Genomic DNA, 19,775 nt, shown 5'->3' with positions numbered 1-19,775 from the left:
ACCTGCCGGGGATACCTCCATCAATCTACCTATATCCATACTTGGGGATTTTGTTGTTGAGTCAACTGAAACCTTTACAGGAACCATAGCCATTACCAATGTTAATGCACAACAAGTAAGCATCGCAACAGCTACGGCAACTTGTACTATTGATGATAATGATGGTTCGATTGTAAGTATTGTAACAACAAATCAAGCGTCAGAACCAAATACTAATGGATTATTTACAATAAACTTAAGTAATCCTGTCTCAATTTCAACAAGTATTAATTATAACATCTCTGGAACGGCAATAGCAAATCTAGATTATACTGCCCTAAGCGGAAGTATAACCATTCCTACTGGAGACACTTCAAAAACAATAGAGGTATCTATATTAGATGATATGATTTTAGAAGAAGAAGAAACGATAATTATTACGATTACAGGAACCAATAATACTGTAATTATAGGAACAACAAATGAAGCATTTGTAACAATATCTGATGATGACAGTTCTGAAGTTAATATCATATCAACTACTCAAGCAGCCGAACCTAACACAGATGGGATATTTACACTAAACTTAAGCAATCCTGTATCCCTACCAACCATTATAAATTATACTGTATCTGGGACTGCAATTGTAACTGAAGATTATGCAACCTTAAGTGGAAGCCTAACTATTCCTGCTGGAGATACTTCAGGAATAATTGGTGTATCCGTACTAGATGATATTGATGTAGAAGGCACAGAATCTGTAATTATTTCATTAACAGGAACAGATAACGCAGTAGCTATTGGTACCACAGATCAAGCTACAATCACTATAAGTGATGATGATACTGCTGAAATAAGTATCCAAGTGCTAACAAATGCAAGTGAACCATCTACTAATGGTCAGTTTGAAATAATTCTAGATAAACCTGTCACCATAGATACTCCAGTAAGTTATACTATTGAAGGTACTGCAACTGCTGATTTAGATTATGTTCAACTCAGCGGAACTATAATTATTCTGGCAAATACAACATCTGTTGTCATTCCAATAGAAGTAATAGATGATGATATTGTAGAATACAATGGAGAAACCATAAGTATCACATTAGAAACGGTAGAAGATGTATTGATTATAGGAGCGCAAAATCAAGCAATAATGATAATTGAAGATGATGAAATACCAAGTCCGGCTATAGAACTTATAAAAACAGCTAATGTACAAGGTAATGGTGAGTTAAATGATATCATCACTTATACATTTACTATCAATAATATTGGTAATGTTCCTATAGCCTTTATTGAAATAAACGATCCTTTATTAGGTACATCTCCGATTCCAGTAGAAGGAACACTTCTAAGAGGTAAGCAAATATCAATTTCTAAAGATTATCAAATATCACAAACCGATATTGATACTGGCAACGTTACCAATACTGCATATGTATTTGCCGTAGATACTGTTTTGGATACTGCGGTGGATGATATATCTGATAATGGTATTGTAGAAGATGGTGATGATAACCCAACGATAGTTGAATTGTCACAAACAGAAGGTATTGCATTAATTAAGACTTCTAGATTCAATGATGAAAATATGGATGATATTTCACAAATCGGAGAAACTATTAGCTATAGTTTTACCGTAACGAATACAGGAAATGTTACACTGTTTAATGTTAGGATAGAAGATAATCTATCTGGCTTAACTCTTACAGGAGATCCTGTTACATTAGAACCTGGAGAATCGGATGATGTAAACTTTACAGGTACATACGCAATTACAGTAGAAGATATTTCAAATCAAAAAGTAACAAATCAAGCTACTGTCTTTGGCACTAACAGCTTAGGAGTTACCGTTCAAGACTTATCAGACGGGTTAGATAATTTTGGAGATAATCCTACAGAAACTCCTCTTAGAGGATGCGAACTTAAAGTGTACAACGCTGTATCCCCTGATGAAAATGGATCTAATGACTTCTTCATTGTAGAAGGTTTGGAATGTTATCCAGATAACAAAGTTGAAATCTTTAATAGACAGGGGCAACTTGTTTATGAAAAGGAACAATATAATAATAGAGATAATGTGTTTAAAGGTTTCTCTGAAGTTAAAGGGACAATTGATGGTTCTAAAGGGCTTCCTTCGGGCACCTATTTTTATGTAATTAGATATACCAATTTCAATGGAAATCCCCAAACCCTATCAGGATATCTTTATATGACCGGAAGGTAACAGTGAGAGTCGGAAGTCACAGAATAAGTTCTTTAAAACTTAGATTCTTTGCTTCTTTGTCTCTTTGAAACTAAAAAATGGAAAAGTCAGGTGCTGGAAGCCAGAAGTTGTCACAAGTCACACAAGAACAGATGCTTTGAAACTTTACTTCTTCACTTCTTTGAAACTTTGAAAAAAAACAGTGTTACGGATTTCCGTAGAAATGAAATATGGTAAAACCGTAGTTTTGTGATTTGTTTATTAACTAATTTATAGAAATAAAAATAATGAAAAAAAACTCCCAGTGTCGAAAAATGAAACTAGCAACACTTATTATTGTAGCATATTAATAGTAGACCTTATAAAATAATCTGTGTTTACCATATAAGTGAAATAAAATATAATGAAAATATTTTTTTATTTCAAAAACAAGTAAAAAACACTTTTACAAGAACCTAAAAATAAAATAATGATATGATAATTAGACGCTTAACTATGATTCAAACCTATTCATGTAGCAAAAAAACATCGATATGTACATTTTATTTTTCAAAGGCACAGGGTGTTCTCCCCCTGCTATATGTATTGGTTATCAATAATATAAACCGTAAGTTTGCCCTCGCAATCAAGCAGAATTAAGATATTATTAACAATTGTTTTAAAATTTGTACCATTGCAAACCCAAACGCCTCAAAATAAAACCTATATGAATATAAAACTACGCTGTAGCCTTGTATTGTTATTTTTATGGGCCTTATCGCTTTTTGCCTTTCCTAAAACAGAAAAAGACACACTTTCTACTACTGCCAATCGTAACTCTTCTCTGATAACTTCTACATCAAAATTAGTAATGTTGGAAGATTTAGAGAAGCAATTTCCATTAGAGATTTCAGAACAGAGTGCCATTACCCATTCAGAATTTACATACAAACTATTAGAAAAAGAATACCAGCAAGATAAAAACATACAAGCCAGCCGTGCAGAAGTTACTGCCATGTTTGATCAGATTGAAGCAGAAGGCAAATGGGTGGATTCTTTTAGAAATGAAGATATACAAACCCTTCCATTAGGAATTACTTATACTCCCAAAGACAAAGAAGGGAATAGCGATGATGGAGTTATCGTAGAGTTAGGTCTTGTCAATGCTACAGTAAATACTAAATATATAGAATTTACAGCTTTTGCCCGTATTACCATCCCGCAAACCGATAAAGATGGAAAACGTATTCAATTGTTTTTTGGTGCCAACAATTTAAAAATGACCCATAAGGGCGGGATCATTGGTGATGCTAACCTTGTACTTTTAGGAGATGTACATATCCCCTGGAATGGTGGTAAATGGTTATTGACCTTAAAAGGAGGTATGAATTTGGATACAGGTAATGTACAGAACCTGACCTATTTTAATATGGATTGTGATGGTTTTAAAGAACTGGGCATACAGGCAGAAGTACAATTCTCCCGAGATATGATTCTTCCCGTAGGGGCTAATGGAGAACCTATGCCAAAAACTCGTTCTTATCAAGGAGCAGATGGAAAAACAATTACAATTCCCAACCGAGTTACGGGTACATTTGGAATTGTATCTACTGGATGGAATGATATTATTGCAGAGATCAGTTTACCATCTTTCGTATTAGCCAGTATGCCCAAAGCGTTTATGTTCTCTGTCAACAAAGCTATCTTTGATTTTAGTGATCAACGTACTTCACACGATAATTTTCCAAAACATTATTACGAAAATGATTTGTTATTCCCAAGTATAGAAAATTGGAGGGGTTTTTACGTAGAATCTCTAAAGGTTGGACTTCCTGAAGCTTTTCATACCGAAGAAAGTATCTCTAAAAAACAGCGCGTATCTTTTGAAGCCCACCACATGATTATCGATAATTATGGAGTATCGGGTCATTTTGAAGTAAACAATATTATTCCGTTATCAGAAGGTAGAACCAACAAGAGTAAAGCTTGGTCTATGTCTGTAGATCAATTGGGGTTATCATTAGCTGCTAATAGATTCGTAGGAGCTAATTTTGATGGACGTATCCTGCTTCCCATTTCTGATAAATTACAGAAAAAAGCAACAGATGCTGCAACAGATACAACTAAAGATGCTACAAAAGTTAAGAGAAAAGGGCTGGCGTATTCCGGATTGATCTCAGAAGATGAATTTATGCTACGCTTATCCTCTCTAAACGAAATCAAATTCAATATCTGGAAAGCAAAGGCAAGGCTTGCTCCCAATTCTTCTGTAGAATTAAGGGTGAAAGATGGCAATTTTCGCCCTAAAGCTATCTTACATGGAGATATGACGATTTCTGCAGATATTAATGAAAATGAAACTACTTCATCCGCCTCAGAAGAAGTTGACGGAGAGAAAGAAAAAGAAAAAGCGGTAAGCTTTAAAGGGATCACCTTTCAGGATCTGGTATTACAAACCGAATCCCCCATATTTCAGGTAGGCTATTTTGGATATAAAGGAGAAGTAAAAGTTGCGAATTTCCCGGTTTCTATAGGTAATATAGGGCTTAGTTCTACCGATCAGGGAGCAAAAATAGAATTTGACTTGATGGTCAACTTGATGGGCAAAGAAAGTAAAGGTTTTGCTGCCAAAGCCCGGTTGGGTATCTTTTGCAAGTTCAAGGAAGAAAACCGTAAGCAACGATGGAAATATGATAGGATTGACTTATCCGAGATTCATATCAAAGCTAACATGGGAGCTATTCAGCTAGAAGGTGGATTAACACTTATGAATAATGATCCAGAATATGGAGATGGTTTTTCAGCTTATATCACAGGAACCTTTGGCAGTTTTGGTCCTATTAGTTGCAAAGCTATTTTTGGGAAGAAGGAGTTTCGATATTGGTATGTCGATGCTTCAGTACATGGGTTAATGATACAAGCAGGTCCCATTACGATTACAGGATTTGCAGGAGGGGCATTTTATAAGATGACAAAAAGACCAGGAGGCAATATTACCGAATTCTCCCCTTCGGGACTTTCCTATATTCCTAATAAATCAACCAGTCTAGGAGTAAAAGCTATGGTTTTTGGTTCTATTGGAAGCGAAACTGCTGTAGCGGTTGGAGCAGGTTTTGAAATAGAATTCAACACCAAAGGAGGTGTTAACCGATTGGGCTTCTTTGGCGAAGCTTCGATTATGAAGGCTTTTGACATCCCTAATCCAGTGGGTAAACTTACTGAAAAGCTTGGGGATATGGCTAATAATGAACTGGTAAATAAAGTAATGGACAGTAAAACCGGAAAAACCTTTCTGGATAAAGCAGACATGGAATATGAGGCCGAGCTAAGCCTAGCTGCATCCATTAGTGCTAAACTGGGAATGGAATTCGATTTTGTCAACAAATCTTTTCATGCACAATTGGACATCTTTGTCAATGTAGGAGGAGGAATCGTTCAAGGAAGAGCTTCCGGAGGCCGTGCTGGATGGGGAGTGGTACATATCTCTCCGGATGAGTGGTATATGCATATGGGTACGCCCACCGACCGATTAGGATTAAAGATGGGGATTGGTGGATTTTCGATAGAAACAGGAGGGTATTTTATGGTAGGAGACCGTATCCCGGGTAGCCCGCCGCCGCCGCCCGAAGTAGCAGAAATCCTGGGTGTAGATGCAGAAGAATTAAACTATATGCGGGATCTAAATGCATTGGGAGAAGGGCGTGGATTTGCTTTTGGAGCAGATTTTAAAATCGATACAGGAGATATGAATTTCTTGATCCTCTATGCACGTTTTCAGGCAGGAGTTGGTTTTGATATTATGCTCAAAGATTATGGTGAGGCCCGTTGTGTAAATACCGGAGATCAGGTGGGTATTGATGGATGGTATGCCAATGGACAATCCTATGCATATCTGCAAGGAGAAATGGGGATCAGGATTAAATTATTTTTTATCAAAAAGAAAATTCCAATCATCAAAGGTGGAGCAGCTATTTTAATGCAAGGTAAAGGCCCCAACCCATTTTGGTTCAGAGGATATGCAGGAGGATATTACAATCTTTTAGGAGGATTGGTAAAGGGGCGTTTTCGATTTAAAATTACTATTGGTGAAGAATGCGAATTAGAAAATGCTGCGCCACTGGGGGGTATTAAAATGATAGCCGATCTAACTCCCAAAGAAGGAACCGATGAAGTCGATGTATTTGCTGCACCACAAGCCACTTTTAGCATGAAAGTAGGAGAGCCTATTGTGATCCCGGAAGATGAGGCAGATAAAACATATAAAGTGATCCTGGAAAAATTTAGGGTTATGGATGCCAATGGCAAAGAAGTACCGGGTGAACTCGAATGGAGTTATATGAAAGACAGGGCTACTTTCTATTCCGAAGATATCCTTACGCCAAGTATGCAGCATAAAGTCGAAGTCGAAGTGAGTTTTCAGGAAAAGGTAAATGGCATTTTTAAAACCATCATGGTAGATGGTAAAAAAGCTATAGAAACAGAAATCAGAAATTTTGTAACTGGGGAAGCCCCTACTTATATCCCTTTACACAATATACAATATGCTTATCCTGTAGTTGATCAAAAACAATTTTATCGTAAAGAACATCAAAACGGATATATTCAATTAAAGCGGGGTCAGGATTATCTTTTTGAAGATCCAAATTGGAAAAGTGAGATCAAACTCATAGAAGATAGTGGAGAAATTACCAATGTAGCATTTAACTATGATTATGGAGCAAACAAAGTACACTGTCGTATGCCTAGTTTGCGAAAAGAAAAAGCATACACCTATGCCATAGTGAGTTTGCCAAAACAATCAGGAGGTACAGAGGCATCCGGAGCAAAAATTAATACCACCCAATTAGATAGCAACAATACTTTTGAAATAACAACCAATGCAGCAGACAATGTATCTAAGGACGGAAGTATTGAGCGTCTTTCGTATCCATTTATAACCAGTAAATATGCTACCTTCTCAGATAAAGTCAAGAGTATAAAAGTGCAGGACGACCATTGGGGAAGGATTGCCTCTGATGTGATCTATCTATCGGCTACTATAAAAGAGCATGAAGGTTTTGAAGCTATTGAATTAAAAGGGAATGAATATACAGATCACAAAGCATTGGTAGTTGCAGAATCCGAATTAAAAGATACGTATTTTACTACCGATATCAATCCTGTTTTATATTCTAAATACCCCAGTGAGGGAAGATATACCTTGCACCGTGATACAGAAGTCTTTGGGTATACCCCAAAAAGGGCACTGCCACTAATAGGAAAATATCTGGAAAGTTTGGAACATAACACTAGTATTTCCTGGCGCAAAACTACGTTCCCGTATCGTTATAATCTAACTGATATGTATAGTATTGATTTTTCTGATATTTACCATCAGGTGCTAAATGACCTGACTAATGGTAACATACCAGCAGGTACAGGCTTTACTTCTATTTTAGATAGCGAGTTTAAAATGATGCGCTATGGCAATTATACCATACGAATGCAATATCTTTTACCTGGAGGAATCCAGGGAAGCACTGCGGTATTTACCTTTAAAAACCCTTTAAAAGACAGGTTATGAAAATAAGAAAACATATAATAGGGTTCTTTTTATGCTGTATTCCTTTCTTTACCATAGGGCAATCTGGTCAAAAAGAGGTTGCATCCGCCTCCATCAAAATTATTGGACAAGCAAATGAGAACAGCATTATGTTGCGTTGGGCAGTAGATCAACCTACAGCCTGGAAACGTGCTAATACATATGGATATACTATAGAACGCTTTACCATATCCAGAAATGGAACAGTTCTCAACCCTCCAGAGAGAAAAGTATTAACATCAATTCCTTTAAAACCTGCTCCTCTGGAGCAATGGCAAACTATGGTAGAGACCGACAACCATGCTGCTATACTTGCCCAGGCAATATATGGGGAAAGTTTTGAAGTAGAAGGAAATCAGCAAGGCGGATTGATGGAGATTGTTAATAAAGCAAAAGAATTGGAACAACGTTTCTCTTTTGCCCTGTTTGCAGCAGATATGAATTTTGAAGCTGCTAAAATAGCGGGACTAGGATATGTAGATACCCAAATCAAAAGTACCGAGAAATATTTCTATAAAATAAAAGTTGCCCTTCCTGAAAATTTCGATCCTATAGAAGAAGGAACTTTGGCTGTAGATCCCAATAAAAAAAAGATACTACCCGCTCCTATCGACTTATTTGTTGTTGAAGGGGATCAAAATATTATGCTTTCCTGGGAATATGAACTCTTTAAATCAATTTATACAGCGTATTTTATTGAACGGTCTGAGGATGGAACAAATTTCAAACGATTGGGAGATACTCCGTTAATCAATATGAATGATAAACCGGGGGCTCCTGCCAAACGAATGTATTATATCGATACATTGTCTCAGAATAACAAAACGTATTATTACCGTGTGGTTGGTTTGTCTTCTTTTGGAAAAGAAGGCCCTCCTTCTGAAGTAGTTTCCGGACAAGGAAAACATACGCTGGCCTATACTGCCCATATCAAAACATACACCTTAAAAGAAAATGGTAGTGCTTCCTTATTTTGGGAGTTTCCAAAAGAAGGAGAATCTCTTATCGAAGGGTTTAGTTTAAATAGGGCTTCCAAAGCTAATGGCGTATATGCAGCGGTTGTAACTAACATTCCTTCAGTACAACGAGAACTAACATATGATCAACTGCAACCTTCTAATTATTTTACGATTACCGCACATGGGAAAGGAGGTAAAAACACCACTTCTTTGGCTGTTTTTGTGCAGCCAATAGATTCTATTCCTCCAACTGTTCCCGTAGGACTTACCGGAATTATCGATAGTACCGGGATAGCTAAAATCAAATGGGATGCTAATACTGAAAAAGATATGTTGGGATACCGTGTGTTTCGTGGAAATAAAAAGGGAGAAGAATTGTCACAATTAACTATTGACCCTATTACCAAGACTGCTTTTGTAGATACCGTGCAAGTAGCTTCCTTAAATAGTAAAGTATATTATAGTGTTGTAGCAGTAGATCAACGATTTAATATGTCAGATTACTCTGAAATGCTGATATTGGATAAACCTGATATTGTACGGCCCACTTCACCCATTTTCAGTAGTTATGAAGTAAAAAACGACACTGTACATTTAGGGTGGATTCCCAGTTCTAGTGAAGATGTGGAACGTTATGAATTATTTAGAAAAGATGTCACTACTACAGGTAATGATTGGCAACAAATTTTTGATACCAAGAAGGATACCATATATGTAGATACGGGTTTACAAATGGATCATAAATACCGCTATGCTATTTTCGCAACAGATCAAAATGGTTTACAATCCTTGCCATCCACACCAGTAACCATATCTATAGTTTTTTCTAAATTGAATTTACAAACAGTAAAAGGAATGCAAGGAATTGCAGATAAGGAAGAAAAAGTAATACATCTATCCTGGAGAAACCCATCGGATGTATTTACCGGATTTATCGTGTATAAAAAGAAAAATGAAGGTAGTTCCCGGTTATTTAGGGAATTGCCCGGGACTATACATACTATAAAAGATGATACTGCAACCCCTAATAATACGTATACGTATTATATAAGACCTATTTTATCTAATGGAAAATATGGGGCTACAGCATCTGTTATCGTTGAATTTTAAGGAGGAATTATGAAAAAGTTAATGCTATTGATTTTAATGTTTTCTGGGAGTATGGTATACTCTCAAAACATTTATGAAATTGATTTATATAATTTAAACTACCGTATTAATAAAGGAGTTAAAAACAATACAAGTTCTAACATTCATATTGAGGTAGTTTTTTCTAATGGGGATAGAGAAACGTTATACTACAGAGATATACGAAATCGAGGAGATGCAGAAACAAATAGGGATATGCCTTCTATATTTACCACTAAAACGCCCATTAGGATTGATGCCTATGCTTTTGTAAATTTCAGAACCGGAACAGATGCAAATGGTACTATTCCTGCTAATTTTAGTCTCCCTTGCGTGTCGTCAGGTAGTTTTTCGGGGTTTTACTCCCCCAGAATGACCACTATTGATTTTGATTATACCATCAAACCGCTTTTTTCATTAGGAGTACCTCCATATACTATTATTGGATATGAAGACCCATTAACCTTAACCACTGTTGCAGGAATAGAAAATAGCTTGTATCGATGGCAATATGCTACCGTAAGATCAGGGATAACATACAATTGGCAAGATATACCGGTTACCAGAGAGAATTCAATTACTTTTACCCCTGGTACCTTTATGCCAAGATCTGCAATTGGCAAAAGAACTTATTTTAGAGTAGTAGCTCCTTGTGACAATACTTTCGAATCTAATGTTATTTCTTACATCTTAAGAAGATCAGCCCCTACTATACAACAGGTAAGTAGTACACCTACCTCTTGTTTTGATACCATGAATGGTACTATTACCCTTCAATTCAGTAGGACATTAGAAGCTGGAGACAATCTGAGCATCTCTGTAGGTGACAGGTCACAACCTCCTGTAAGAAATGATGAAAGAGGAAATCCTATCTATCCAGCCATAGCTGTTTCGGGAGCAAATAATATTACTCTCGACAGGAATAACAGGGTCACTTTGACCAACGTTCCTCCTAGTACTACTAATTATCAGATTAGTTTGTATGGTTCCTATAACGGGCAAGCATATTATACCGCAGGCAGTGGGCATTTTAGGAATATAGGAGTGGTAAGGCAATCTCAAGTAGTTTTTAGCACATTACCTAAAGATAATAAAGTAGATGTGTTTTGTCATGGAGGAAATGATGGAACCACTACCTTTAGTGCAGCAGGAGGTGTTGGAGGATATAGGTATCTGATTAAAGAAGCCTCAGCATCATGGACAGCAGACTGGAAGCCTTTCACTAATGGTAATACCACAACAATTACTGGTAGAACAAAAGGAACCTATCAAATTAAACTCATGGATGCTAATGGTTGTGTGGCTAAAGTTAGAAAAGTAGTAAATGGAGTGATTGAACTAGGTGAAGAAATTGTTCAGGAAGTGACCATTACAGAACCCGATACTGCTCTACAAGTTGATTTTGATACAGATCTTTCCAAAGACCCCAGAGCTTTTGGTTTTACAGATGGGGTTATCGTAGCAAAAGTAACCGGAGGAACACCTTATACTAATGGTTCATATACTTTTGAATGGAAAGATGAAAGTGGGACTATACTTACCAATACCAGTACCTTCGTAATCCCTGCTCCCGACAAAGGATACCAGATTACGCTAAACGGGCTTGCCAAAGGAAAATATTTCCTTACGGTACATGACGGGAATTATAATGCAGCTACCTATAAAACTACATGTACTGTAATTAATGCTGAATACGAACTAGATGAACCTGATCCCCTTGTTGTAGATATTGAAGAATCTCATAGTATCTCTTGTAATAATACAAATGAATACGGAGATGAGGATAGTGACGGGGAACTCATCGCCCATGTAAAAGGAGGAATTCAACTTGAGCTTTTTGATAATGGAGGATTACCCTATTACTATACGTGGAAAAAACAAAACCCTAATACGGGGGCTTGGGAAATACTACCTATTGTAGATAGTATTGCCGGAGGGCTAGATACAGGAACATATGCCGTAAATATTAGGGATGCCAATAATATTATTCTGGGAGATTATGAGAATAATGTTTTAGTACGAGAACGTGACAGCATCTATTTTTTAGATCAACCTGAGTTACTAAAGGTTTCGTTTAGAAAAGAAAATGTTGTATGTAGTAGTGGAGCAAACGGATTGGCAGAAGTATTTATAGAAGGAGGGATGCCCCCTTATGATATTTCATGGTCAACTGGAGAAACAACCTCGATAATTACAGGGTTGATTTCGGGAAAATATACTGTTTTTGTAAGTGATAGTAAAGGATGTCGTACAACAGGAACGGTGTATATAGAACAGCCTAATGGTTTGGAAGCAGTGATTATCAATCAAATTCCACCTACCTGTTATCAAGGCAATGATGGATATATTGACATACAAGTTCAAGGAGGAGTAGCTCCCTATACTTTTTTGTGGGATTCTGGGCAATCTACAGAAAGTATTAGTGGTCTTACAGCAGGAACCTATGTTTTACAAATTATAGATGCACAGGGGTGTATCGCATATGAAGATATTACCTTAGAAGATCCTGATCCCATTGTATTAGATCTGGGAGAAAACAGAACCATTTGTGCAGAGCAATCCCTGATCCTTGATATTGGGATTGACGATCCGGGTGCAAGGTATTTGTGGGAATCCGATAACGGATTTAGTAGCACTAACCCCCAGGTAGAACTTACCAAAGCGGGAACCTATACTGCTAGTTTGATAACCTCTCTGGGATGTACAGGTACAAATACGGTTAGTGTGACTGTATCTGATGCCGTAATTGATGCCGATTTTTTATTGCTATCCCAGGCTTTTACAGGTAAAGAAGTGACTATGGTAAATGTAAGCCTTCCTGATGGGGATGTTGTAGAATGGAGTATACCCGAGGATTCAGGAATAGAAATCATATCTCAGGATACAGAACGTTTGGTCGTTGTATTTGATAAAAAAGGATCTTATGACTTTATACTAAGAACCTATCAGGGCGATTGTTATCAGGAGTATCAAAAAACAATTATTGTTGAAGAATCAACAGACCTACCAAATGTAGGAGATGCCAGTAACCCGTTTATTGAAGAGTTTTTGGTATATCCTAATCCAAATGATGGTAAATTTACTGTAAAAATAGCCTTATCTGAAGCTGCTTCTGTAGCACTACGTATGTTTAACCTTACCAATAACCAGATAGAGATGGAGCAACGTAAAGATGGTTTAAAAGAGTATCTGATCCCTGTAGAGATGTCTTTAAGTACTGGGGTTTATGTACTGGTGCTAGAAACCCCCAGAGGGGACGAAATCCGTAAAATTATTATTGAGTAATGATACGTATACAAAACATACCAATATTCATATTCTTAGTTTTATTACAAATCTCGCTATGCGAGTGTTCGAAGGAGGAGGCTGTTCCGGTAGTAGCTGATTTTAGTACTACAGTTGTAGCAGAAGATTACTCTGTTCCTGTGCAGGTGGTAATTAGTAATCGTAGCGAAGGAGCAGAAGAATATGAATGGACATTTGAAGGTGGGGAACCCTCTACTTCTGTACAAAGAAACCCTGGTACAATACTATATAAAAATCCGGGAGAATATACAATCACTTTACAGGCTACGAATCGTGATGGATCAAAAGATCAAAAAGAGATTACCTTAAATTTAGATGCACCGGTAATCATAGATTTTAAAGCAGAAATACAGATGGATAATTTTGCTCCGGTAACTGTTGGTCTTACCAATACTTCTATAGGAGCAACTACCTATCAATGGAGCTTTGAAGGCGGTAGCCCGGCAACTACAGATCAAAAAGACCCCGGCAATGTGGTTTTTGAACAGCCGGGAGAGCACAAAATTATGCTTGAAATAAGTAATGGAAGGGAAACCTATACCAAAGATACAACCATTACAGTTGCACCTTTTTTGATTGCTGATTTTGATTGGGAAGTAGATTTTCAGGATAAAGATTTGCAAGCTCCTGTACAATTATCGTTGCAAAACAAAAGTAATAGTGCGACTTCCTATCAATGGGCTTTTCAAGGAGGAACACCTTTGGATACTACAGAAGAAAACCCTACGGTAGTCTTTACTACTGTAGGAGTTCATAATATGACACTAACCGCTACCAATGGAAAAGAAACAAAGTCTATAACTAAAACCATAACGGTACTCCCAGACACCAATATTAAAGTTTTTGAAAATATACATTTGGGAATAAATACAGCGCATAATACTAATGTGATAGGAAGTTTTTTTTCAGGGTATACAGAACAGGTGTATAGTAAATCTCAAGTTACCCCCGATAATGGTGCCAGGATTGATTTGGTGTTTTTTGGACTCAATAGTGGCTTTAGTTTTAATAGGTTCTATGCCCCGAATACATTGGATGATACTACTTTTGATGCCATTCCTAATGCTACTCATACCAAAATGATTAATGTTATGGAGGCTTGTGCCTGTGGGGTAAGTTTAACCGTAGCACAGTTTGACAGCATGACAGATGATAGTGTCTTGCGAGGCTTAACCATAACCGAAACTGTAGATGGCTTGCAACCTTTTGACAATAGCGTAGTGCCGAGAATTATCCTTTTTGAAACCGCTGACGGTAGAAAAGGGGCGTTAAAAATCAAAAAATATGTTTCTGATGGACAAAACTCATATATAGAAACCGATATAAAAATTCAAAAACTACCAAACTAACCCTTATGTACAGCTATATTAAAACATACATTGTGCTTTTACTCCTGTTAATTCCGTTTTTTGGAATTGCTCAAAGCCCCGTTCAGGTGACAGCTCAGATGATCCCTCCGTATAGTGTAACCTTGGCAGATTATGCTACAGCCAATAGTGATCGTCTTGTGGTCAATCTACTTTTGGGTGATGTTACAGAGTTTAATCGGCAGGTTATCTTAAAATTATCTGTTGAAGGTAATGGCATAGCTGTACAAAGTGCAGACGTGGTCGCAGGAGTTTCCCCCATTACTTTAGACGGTGGTGTTCCTTTACGGTTGACTAATATAGATTTACGTCCTTATTTTCAGATAGAGAATCTGGTGGGCATATCACCTGTTCAATATAGCAGACCACTTCCCGCTGGTTTATACCGATTTTGTTTTGAAGCTTATGATTATTTAACAGGACGGCTGATTTCTACAAAGAGCTGTGCTATAGCCTATATTGTATTAAACGATCCTCCGATCTTAAATCTCCCGGTACGAAATGAAAATATTGTGGTCAAAAATCCGCAGAATATCATTTTTAACTGGACACCACGTCATGTAAATGCTACGAATATACAATACGAGTTTACTCTTGCAGAAATATGGGATACCAATATCGATCCGCAAGCTGGATTTTTGGCTAGCAGACCATTGTATCAAACCACAACTCGATCTACAACTTTGTTGTATGGCCCTGCACAGACCCCCTTACTACCCGATAAAACCTATGGATGGCGGATACGGGCAATTGCAGTAGATGGGATTAATGAATTATCCTTGTTTAAAAATGGTGGTTATAGCGAGGTGTATCATTTTAACTACACTGGGCAATGTTCGTCTCCGCAATACATTTTGGCAGAGAGTAACACTTATAATGCAGCACAGGTATTTTGGCAGGGAGTAGGTCACCAGAAATATCAGGTACAATACCGTAAAAAAGACGGAAACAATTCTGGATGGTTTGAGGTAAATGCCTATAATGAAAATGCTAAAATCCAACGATTAGAAGAAAATACCACCTACGAATATAGAGTTGGTGGGCAATGTGGTGAAAATGGCGGGTATACCTATTCCCGTTTATTTGAATTTACTACAACAACACGTGGCGAATCAAATTTTACATGTGGAGTAACTCCCGAGCTACATATCGATAACCAAGACCCATTAGAAACATTAGTGGTTAATGATGTATTTACCGCAGGAGAATTTCCTATAACAGTAAAACGTATTCTTTCAGGTAATACCGAATCTCCTGATATAGGTGAAGTTGCTCAGGGAGGCAATGGTATATTCTCTGGCTGGGGATATATCACTGTACCCTATCTTGCCGATACTCGTATTAAGATTGGATTTGTAAATGTAAAGATCAATACAGACTATGAGCTTGTAGATGGAATCTTAGTGACCGATTATGATCCTTCATGGAGTGGGATGGATAATGTGAGTGATGAATTAGAAGTTCTGGGAAGTCTAGGAAGCATAATAGCTGATATTTTTAATGCTACCAATCGTATAGAAGAAAGGGCTGAGGAATTACAAAATGAAGGTAGTATATCACAAGAAGAAAGAAATGAGATTGATACAGAACGTTTGGCAATTGAGCAACAAGCAGCCGAGCTAGAAAAGGAAAAAGAAGAAGCAGACCGATTACAAGAATTGGCAGAAAATGAAGAAGATGCCGAAAAGAAAAAAGAATTACAGGAACAGGCAAAGAAAAAACTAGAAACCGCAAAAGAAAAAGCCGAAAAAGTAAAAAAAGCTGCTGATAACCTGGAGAACAAGCTAGGTATTGGTAACGATAAAGATATAACCATTGGTCAGGATGGGTATTTTGATGGTACTATTAAACTATCTGATACAAAAAGCTCCGAAAATTCAATAGTTACAGATGGAAAAACTATTAGTGATGCTCCTAAATTATTTGCTTCTCCGGAATATGCTAAAAAGAATAGAATAATCAATAAGACTTTAAGCGACAAAAAGAAGCTTATTATTACTAATTCTGAAATTACTCAAAAGGAAGTAGATAGCTTGAAAAAGTTGGTTGCTAATCCGGGAAATGAGCATTTATTATGGGTACATTATGATTTAAAAACTCAGGAAATAAAATATAAAATATCCTTTGCTGATACATTCTTTGGAGCATTAAACATTGTAAAAGACGAATATGTAAAATTGTATAATGATATCCTTACAACCAATATTAAAGAGTCTATTGGGGCTGCTATAATCAATGCTTCAGAGCATTTGGATCTGTTATTAGAAGAATATAAAGATCATATTCCATTCGTGAATGAAGAATTGATAGCTGGATATTCTACTTATGATGTTCTTAAATCAGTGCTAAGTTTTACAAAAAAATGTGCAGAGGATTTCAAATCTCAGAAAAAGGGGATTGTTCCTAAATGCTTGTGGGATCATAATGTTAATCCTGCCATGGCATATTATGCTGGTTTTATAGATGCTGCGTGGGAAGGGTTAGAAATGGCAGTTGATCTCTATAAATTTAAAGCTGCATGGGATCCTCTAGATCCTTTTTTTCTAAATGCTGAAGCTTATAAAATACGGCAACAGACTATAGATATTGTTGTCTTGATCCGCCAGTTGGATGAGGAAGATAAATTAGTAAATTCTATTACTGATACTATAAAGAAAGAATTTGGGAAGTATGTAGATGAAACATTAGCTTTTGACCCTCAAGCAAGGTATAACCAAGGCAAGTTGATTTTTGATGTGGCTTCTTTGTTTATTGGATATGGTGAGATAAAAATATTTTTGAAAACAGGAAAGATCACATCTACTACCCTTAAAGCTCTGAAAGGAATACCTTCTAAATTACAAAAAATGGTGGTGGGTATCGGTAAGCTTGGTAAAAAAGTGTTGGTCAAGATTGATAACATTACCGGGGATATCCTTATTGAAGGGCAAAGAATAGCAACTTTGAATAAAGAAAAGCTTACTCTTTATATAAAAGCAATATCAGAGAGTATTGATGAGAACCTACAACCTTTAGGGCAATTAATTACTCCAGAAGGGTATCGGGTAAACCTAGACGATGGTACCAGTATCTCTGATCGCGTTTTTAATATTATTGAAGATGCTAAAGGGAAGTATAGGGTTGCTGTCGAGAAGTTGGATGATATAATTGAATTAAGTACTATTAGAAGTGACCTGAAAGGCAAAGTTCATCCAGATACTGGTGTACCTTATGTTGAAAAGATTGTACAAGTAAATGGAAAGAAATATAGAGGGGTGTTTCCAAAATTTAAATATGTTTTTAGGATGGTCTTAGACGATGATTTGTTATTGGCTTCAGATTATAAACAATTTAAAGAAGCAACTAGACAATTGGCTGAGCAAATTAAAACTGATTCTGAGTTAGCAAAGAAATTTACCAAGTTGCAACTAGAACAAATAAAAGATGGCTCTCCTAGAATTAAAGATTTTATTTGGCACCATAATGAAGAAAAAGGTGTTATGGAATTGGTTGATGAAGTTACGCATAGTTTATCAAGGCACACTGGAGGTAAAAAGATATGGGGAGCAGATAGGTAAAAACAAAAGTAAAACAGTTAATTATGGAATGGAAGTATATTGAAACACTTAATGATGAAAAATTTCTGGAAGCAATTGAATTAAAATTTGGGGTGAAATTCCCACAATATTTTCTAAAAATTGTTTTAGAAAATAATGGAGGTTATCCAACAAAAAATATATTTGATACAGATATATCTAAAGAGAAAGTTTTTAGTAATTTATTAGACATTAATTTAGATAATTCAAATAATATATTAGATGTTTATTCTAGAATAAAAGACATATTACCATTTAAGGTATATCCTTTCGGTTCTGAACCAAGTGGTGATTATTTATGCTTTGATTATAATACAGATAATCTTGAACCTCACATTATTTTATGGAAACATGAAGGAATTGTTGATAATGGAAAAGAAGTTTATGAAACAGAATATATTTCAAACTCTTTTGAAGAGTTTCTTTCAAAATTATATTCAGAAGAAGATTTAATGTCTTAATCTACGTTAGACAATTCTATCAAGTCAGACATGGAAATCTCTGTTAACACGAACGTCTTGCTTGTGACGGTTAAGAGAAGAAAATATTGAGGTAAGTAAAAAAATAAAACCGAAACAAATCCAATCTTAGTAACATTAACAATTAAATACAAAAACAACTCAAATTTAAAACCATGAAAAAAACAATTTTATTAGCCACAGTATTTTTAAGTGCATTATACATCTCTTGCAGCAAAGATGATGATGGCGGAAATGCAGATCCTGTTGTTGGGAAATGGCAACAAACCGAAATAAGTGGTTCAGGTACATCAGAAATTACTACTTGTCAGAAAAAAGAAACTATTGAATTTAGAAATGATGGCAGGCTAATATTAACTGTGTATGAAGCATCCGAAACAAATATAGAAAATTGCGAGAATGTCATAACTACAGAATATAAATGGTTACAAGAAGCGACGAATACTTATGATATTATAGAGAATTCAGGGGCGACAAATGAGAAAACGTTTCGAGTTTCCATTTTTGTCATTAAGGGCGTTCTAACATTACGATCAAACGATATCTTTATTGAAGAAGGGGCTAATATAGATCAGATAAGCAAAAAATATAAACAAATATAATAGTCCTTACGAGGTTCGAAAAGTCAGAAGACTTTGCGAACCTCGGCTAACCTTATATAGACCAGAATTGATTAAAACAGTAACAAATTAAAATATAATTACATTAATACTATATAATACCCAAATTTTAAAACAATGAAAAAAGTAATTTTAGTAACAACAGTATTCTTAAGTGCATTAACCTTTTCTTGCAGTAGTGATGATGATGCAAATGATACTACAGATCCAATTGTAGGAACCTGGAAATACACTCAATCCCTTGTAGATGGAAAAGAAGAATCGCTTAGTGCCTGTGAGAAAAAAGGTAACTACGTTTTTGCTACAGATGGAAAGGCTAACGATAATTATTATGAAGATGTAAATTCTGAATGTGAACTAGATGCTGTTTCTGGAACTTGGAAAAAAAATGATAATGGAACATACACCGGAACATTTACAGATTCTGTAGAAGAATATTCTGAAACATTTAAATTATCTGATGGTAAGCTTTTAATTGAAGAAACAGATGGAGGTAAATTGTACACAGAAGTATATACACGATAAAGAGCAGTTTGTCAATTGTATATGAATTTTGATTTATATACAGAAGATCAATAAGATAACTGTTTGTT

At 36.1% G+C, this 19,775-nt stretch carries 9 protein-coding genes; all 9 read left to right on the top strand.

The window, feature by feature from the left end:
* The coding region (locus Z054_RS0112325; protein ID WP_024770368.1) for a DUF7507 domain-containing protein at nt 1-2,209 on the top strand (2,209 nt) is incomplete at its 5' end.
* Nucleotides 2,210-2,894: 685 nt separating this feature from the next.
* Nucleotides 2,895-7,730, top strand: a complete 4,836-nt coding sequence (locus tag Z054_RS0112320; protein WP_024770367.1) for a hypothetical protein — start codon at nt 2,895-2,897, stop codon at nt 7,728-7,730.
* Nucleotides 7,727-9,817, top strand: a complete 2,091-nt coding sequence (locus Z054_RS0112315; protein WP_024770366.1) for a fibronectin type III domain-containing protein — start codon at nt 7,727-7,729, stop codon at nt 9,815-9,817. Before Z054_RS0112320 ends, Z054_RS0112315 begins: the two co-directional genes overlap by 4 nt.
* A 9-nt stretch (nt 9,818-9,826) precedes the next feature.
* A complete protein-coding gene (locus Z054_RS30210) occupies nt 9,827-13,120 on the top strand; it encodes a T9SS type A sorting domain-containing protein (RefSeq protein ID WP_084050329.1) in 3,294 nt (1,097 codons plus the stop codon).
* Nucleotides 13,120-14,490, top strand: coding sequence for a PKD domain-containing protein (locus tag Z054_RS0112305; protein WP_024770364.1), 1,371 nt, complete (start codon nt 13,120-13,122; stop codon nt 14,488-14,490). The genes Z054_RS30210 and Z054_RS0112305 overlap by 1 nt, the downstream gene beginning before the upstream one ends.
* Before the next feature lie 32 nt (nt 14,491-14,522).
* Complete coding sequence (locus Z054_RS30205; RefSeq protein WP_161635285.1) at nt 14,523-18,065, top strand: HNH endonuclease; 3,543 nt, start codon at nt 14,523-14,525, stop codon at nt 18,063-18,065.
* Between the two features lie 23 nt (nt 18,066-18,088).
* Nucleotides 18,089-18,544, top strand: a complete 456-nt coding sequence (locus Z054_RS0112295) for an SMI1/KNR4 family protein (protein ID WP_024770363.1) — start codon at nt 18,089-18,091, stop codon at nt 18,542-18,544.
* Between the two features lie 173 nt (nt 18,545-18,717).
* Nucleotides 18,718-19,164, top strand: a complete 447-nt coding sequence (locus Z054_RS0112290) for a hypothetical protein (protein ID WP_024770362.1) — start codon at nt 18,718-18,720, stop codon at nt 19,162-19,164.
* Between the two features lie 135 nt (nt 19,165-19,299).
* Nucleotides 19,300-19,707: a lipocalin-like domain-containing protein gene (locus Z054_RS0112285; protein ID WP_024770361.1), complete on the top strand. Its 408-nt coding sequence runs from the start codon at nt 19,300-19,302 to the stop codon at nt 19,705-19,707.
* Nucleotides 19,708-19,775 lie beyond the last annotated feature (68 nt).

Source organism: Aquimarina macrocephali JAMB N27 (assembly GCF_000520995.1).
GTDB lineage: Bacteria > Bacteroidota > Bacteroidia > Flavobacteriales > Flavobacteriaceae > Aquimarina > Aquimarina macrocephali.
Note: the sequence above shows the minus strand (reverse complement) of the source record. Positions and strands in the feature narration are given on the sequence as shown.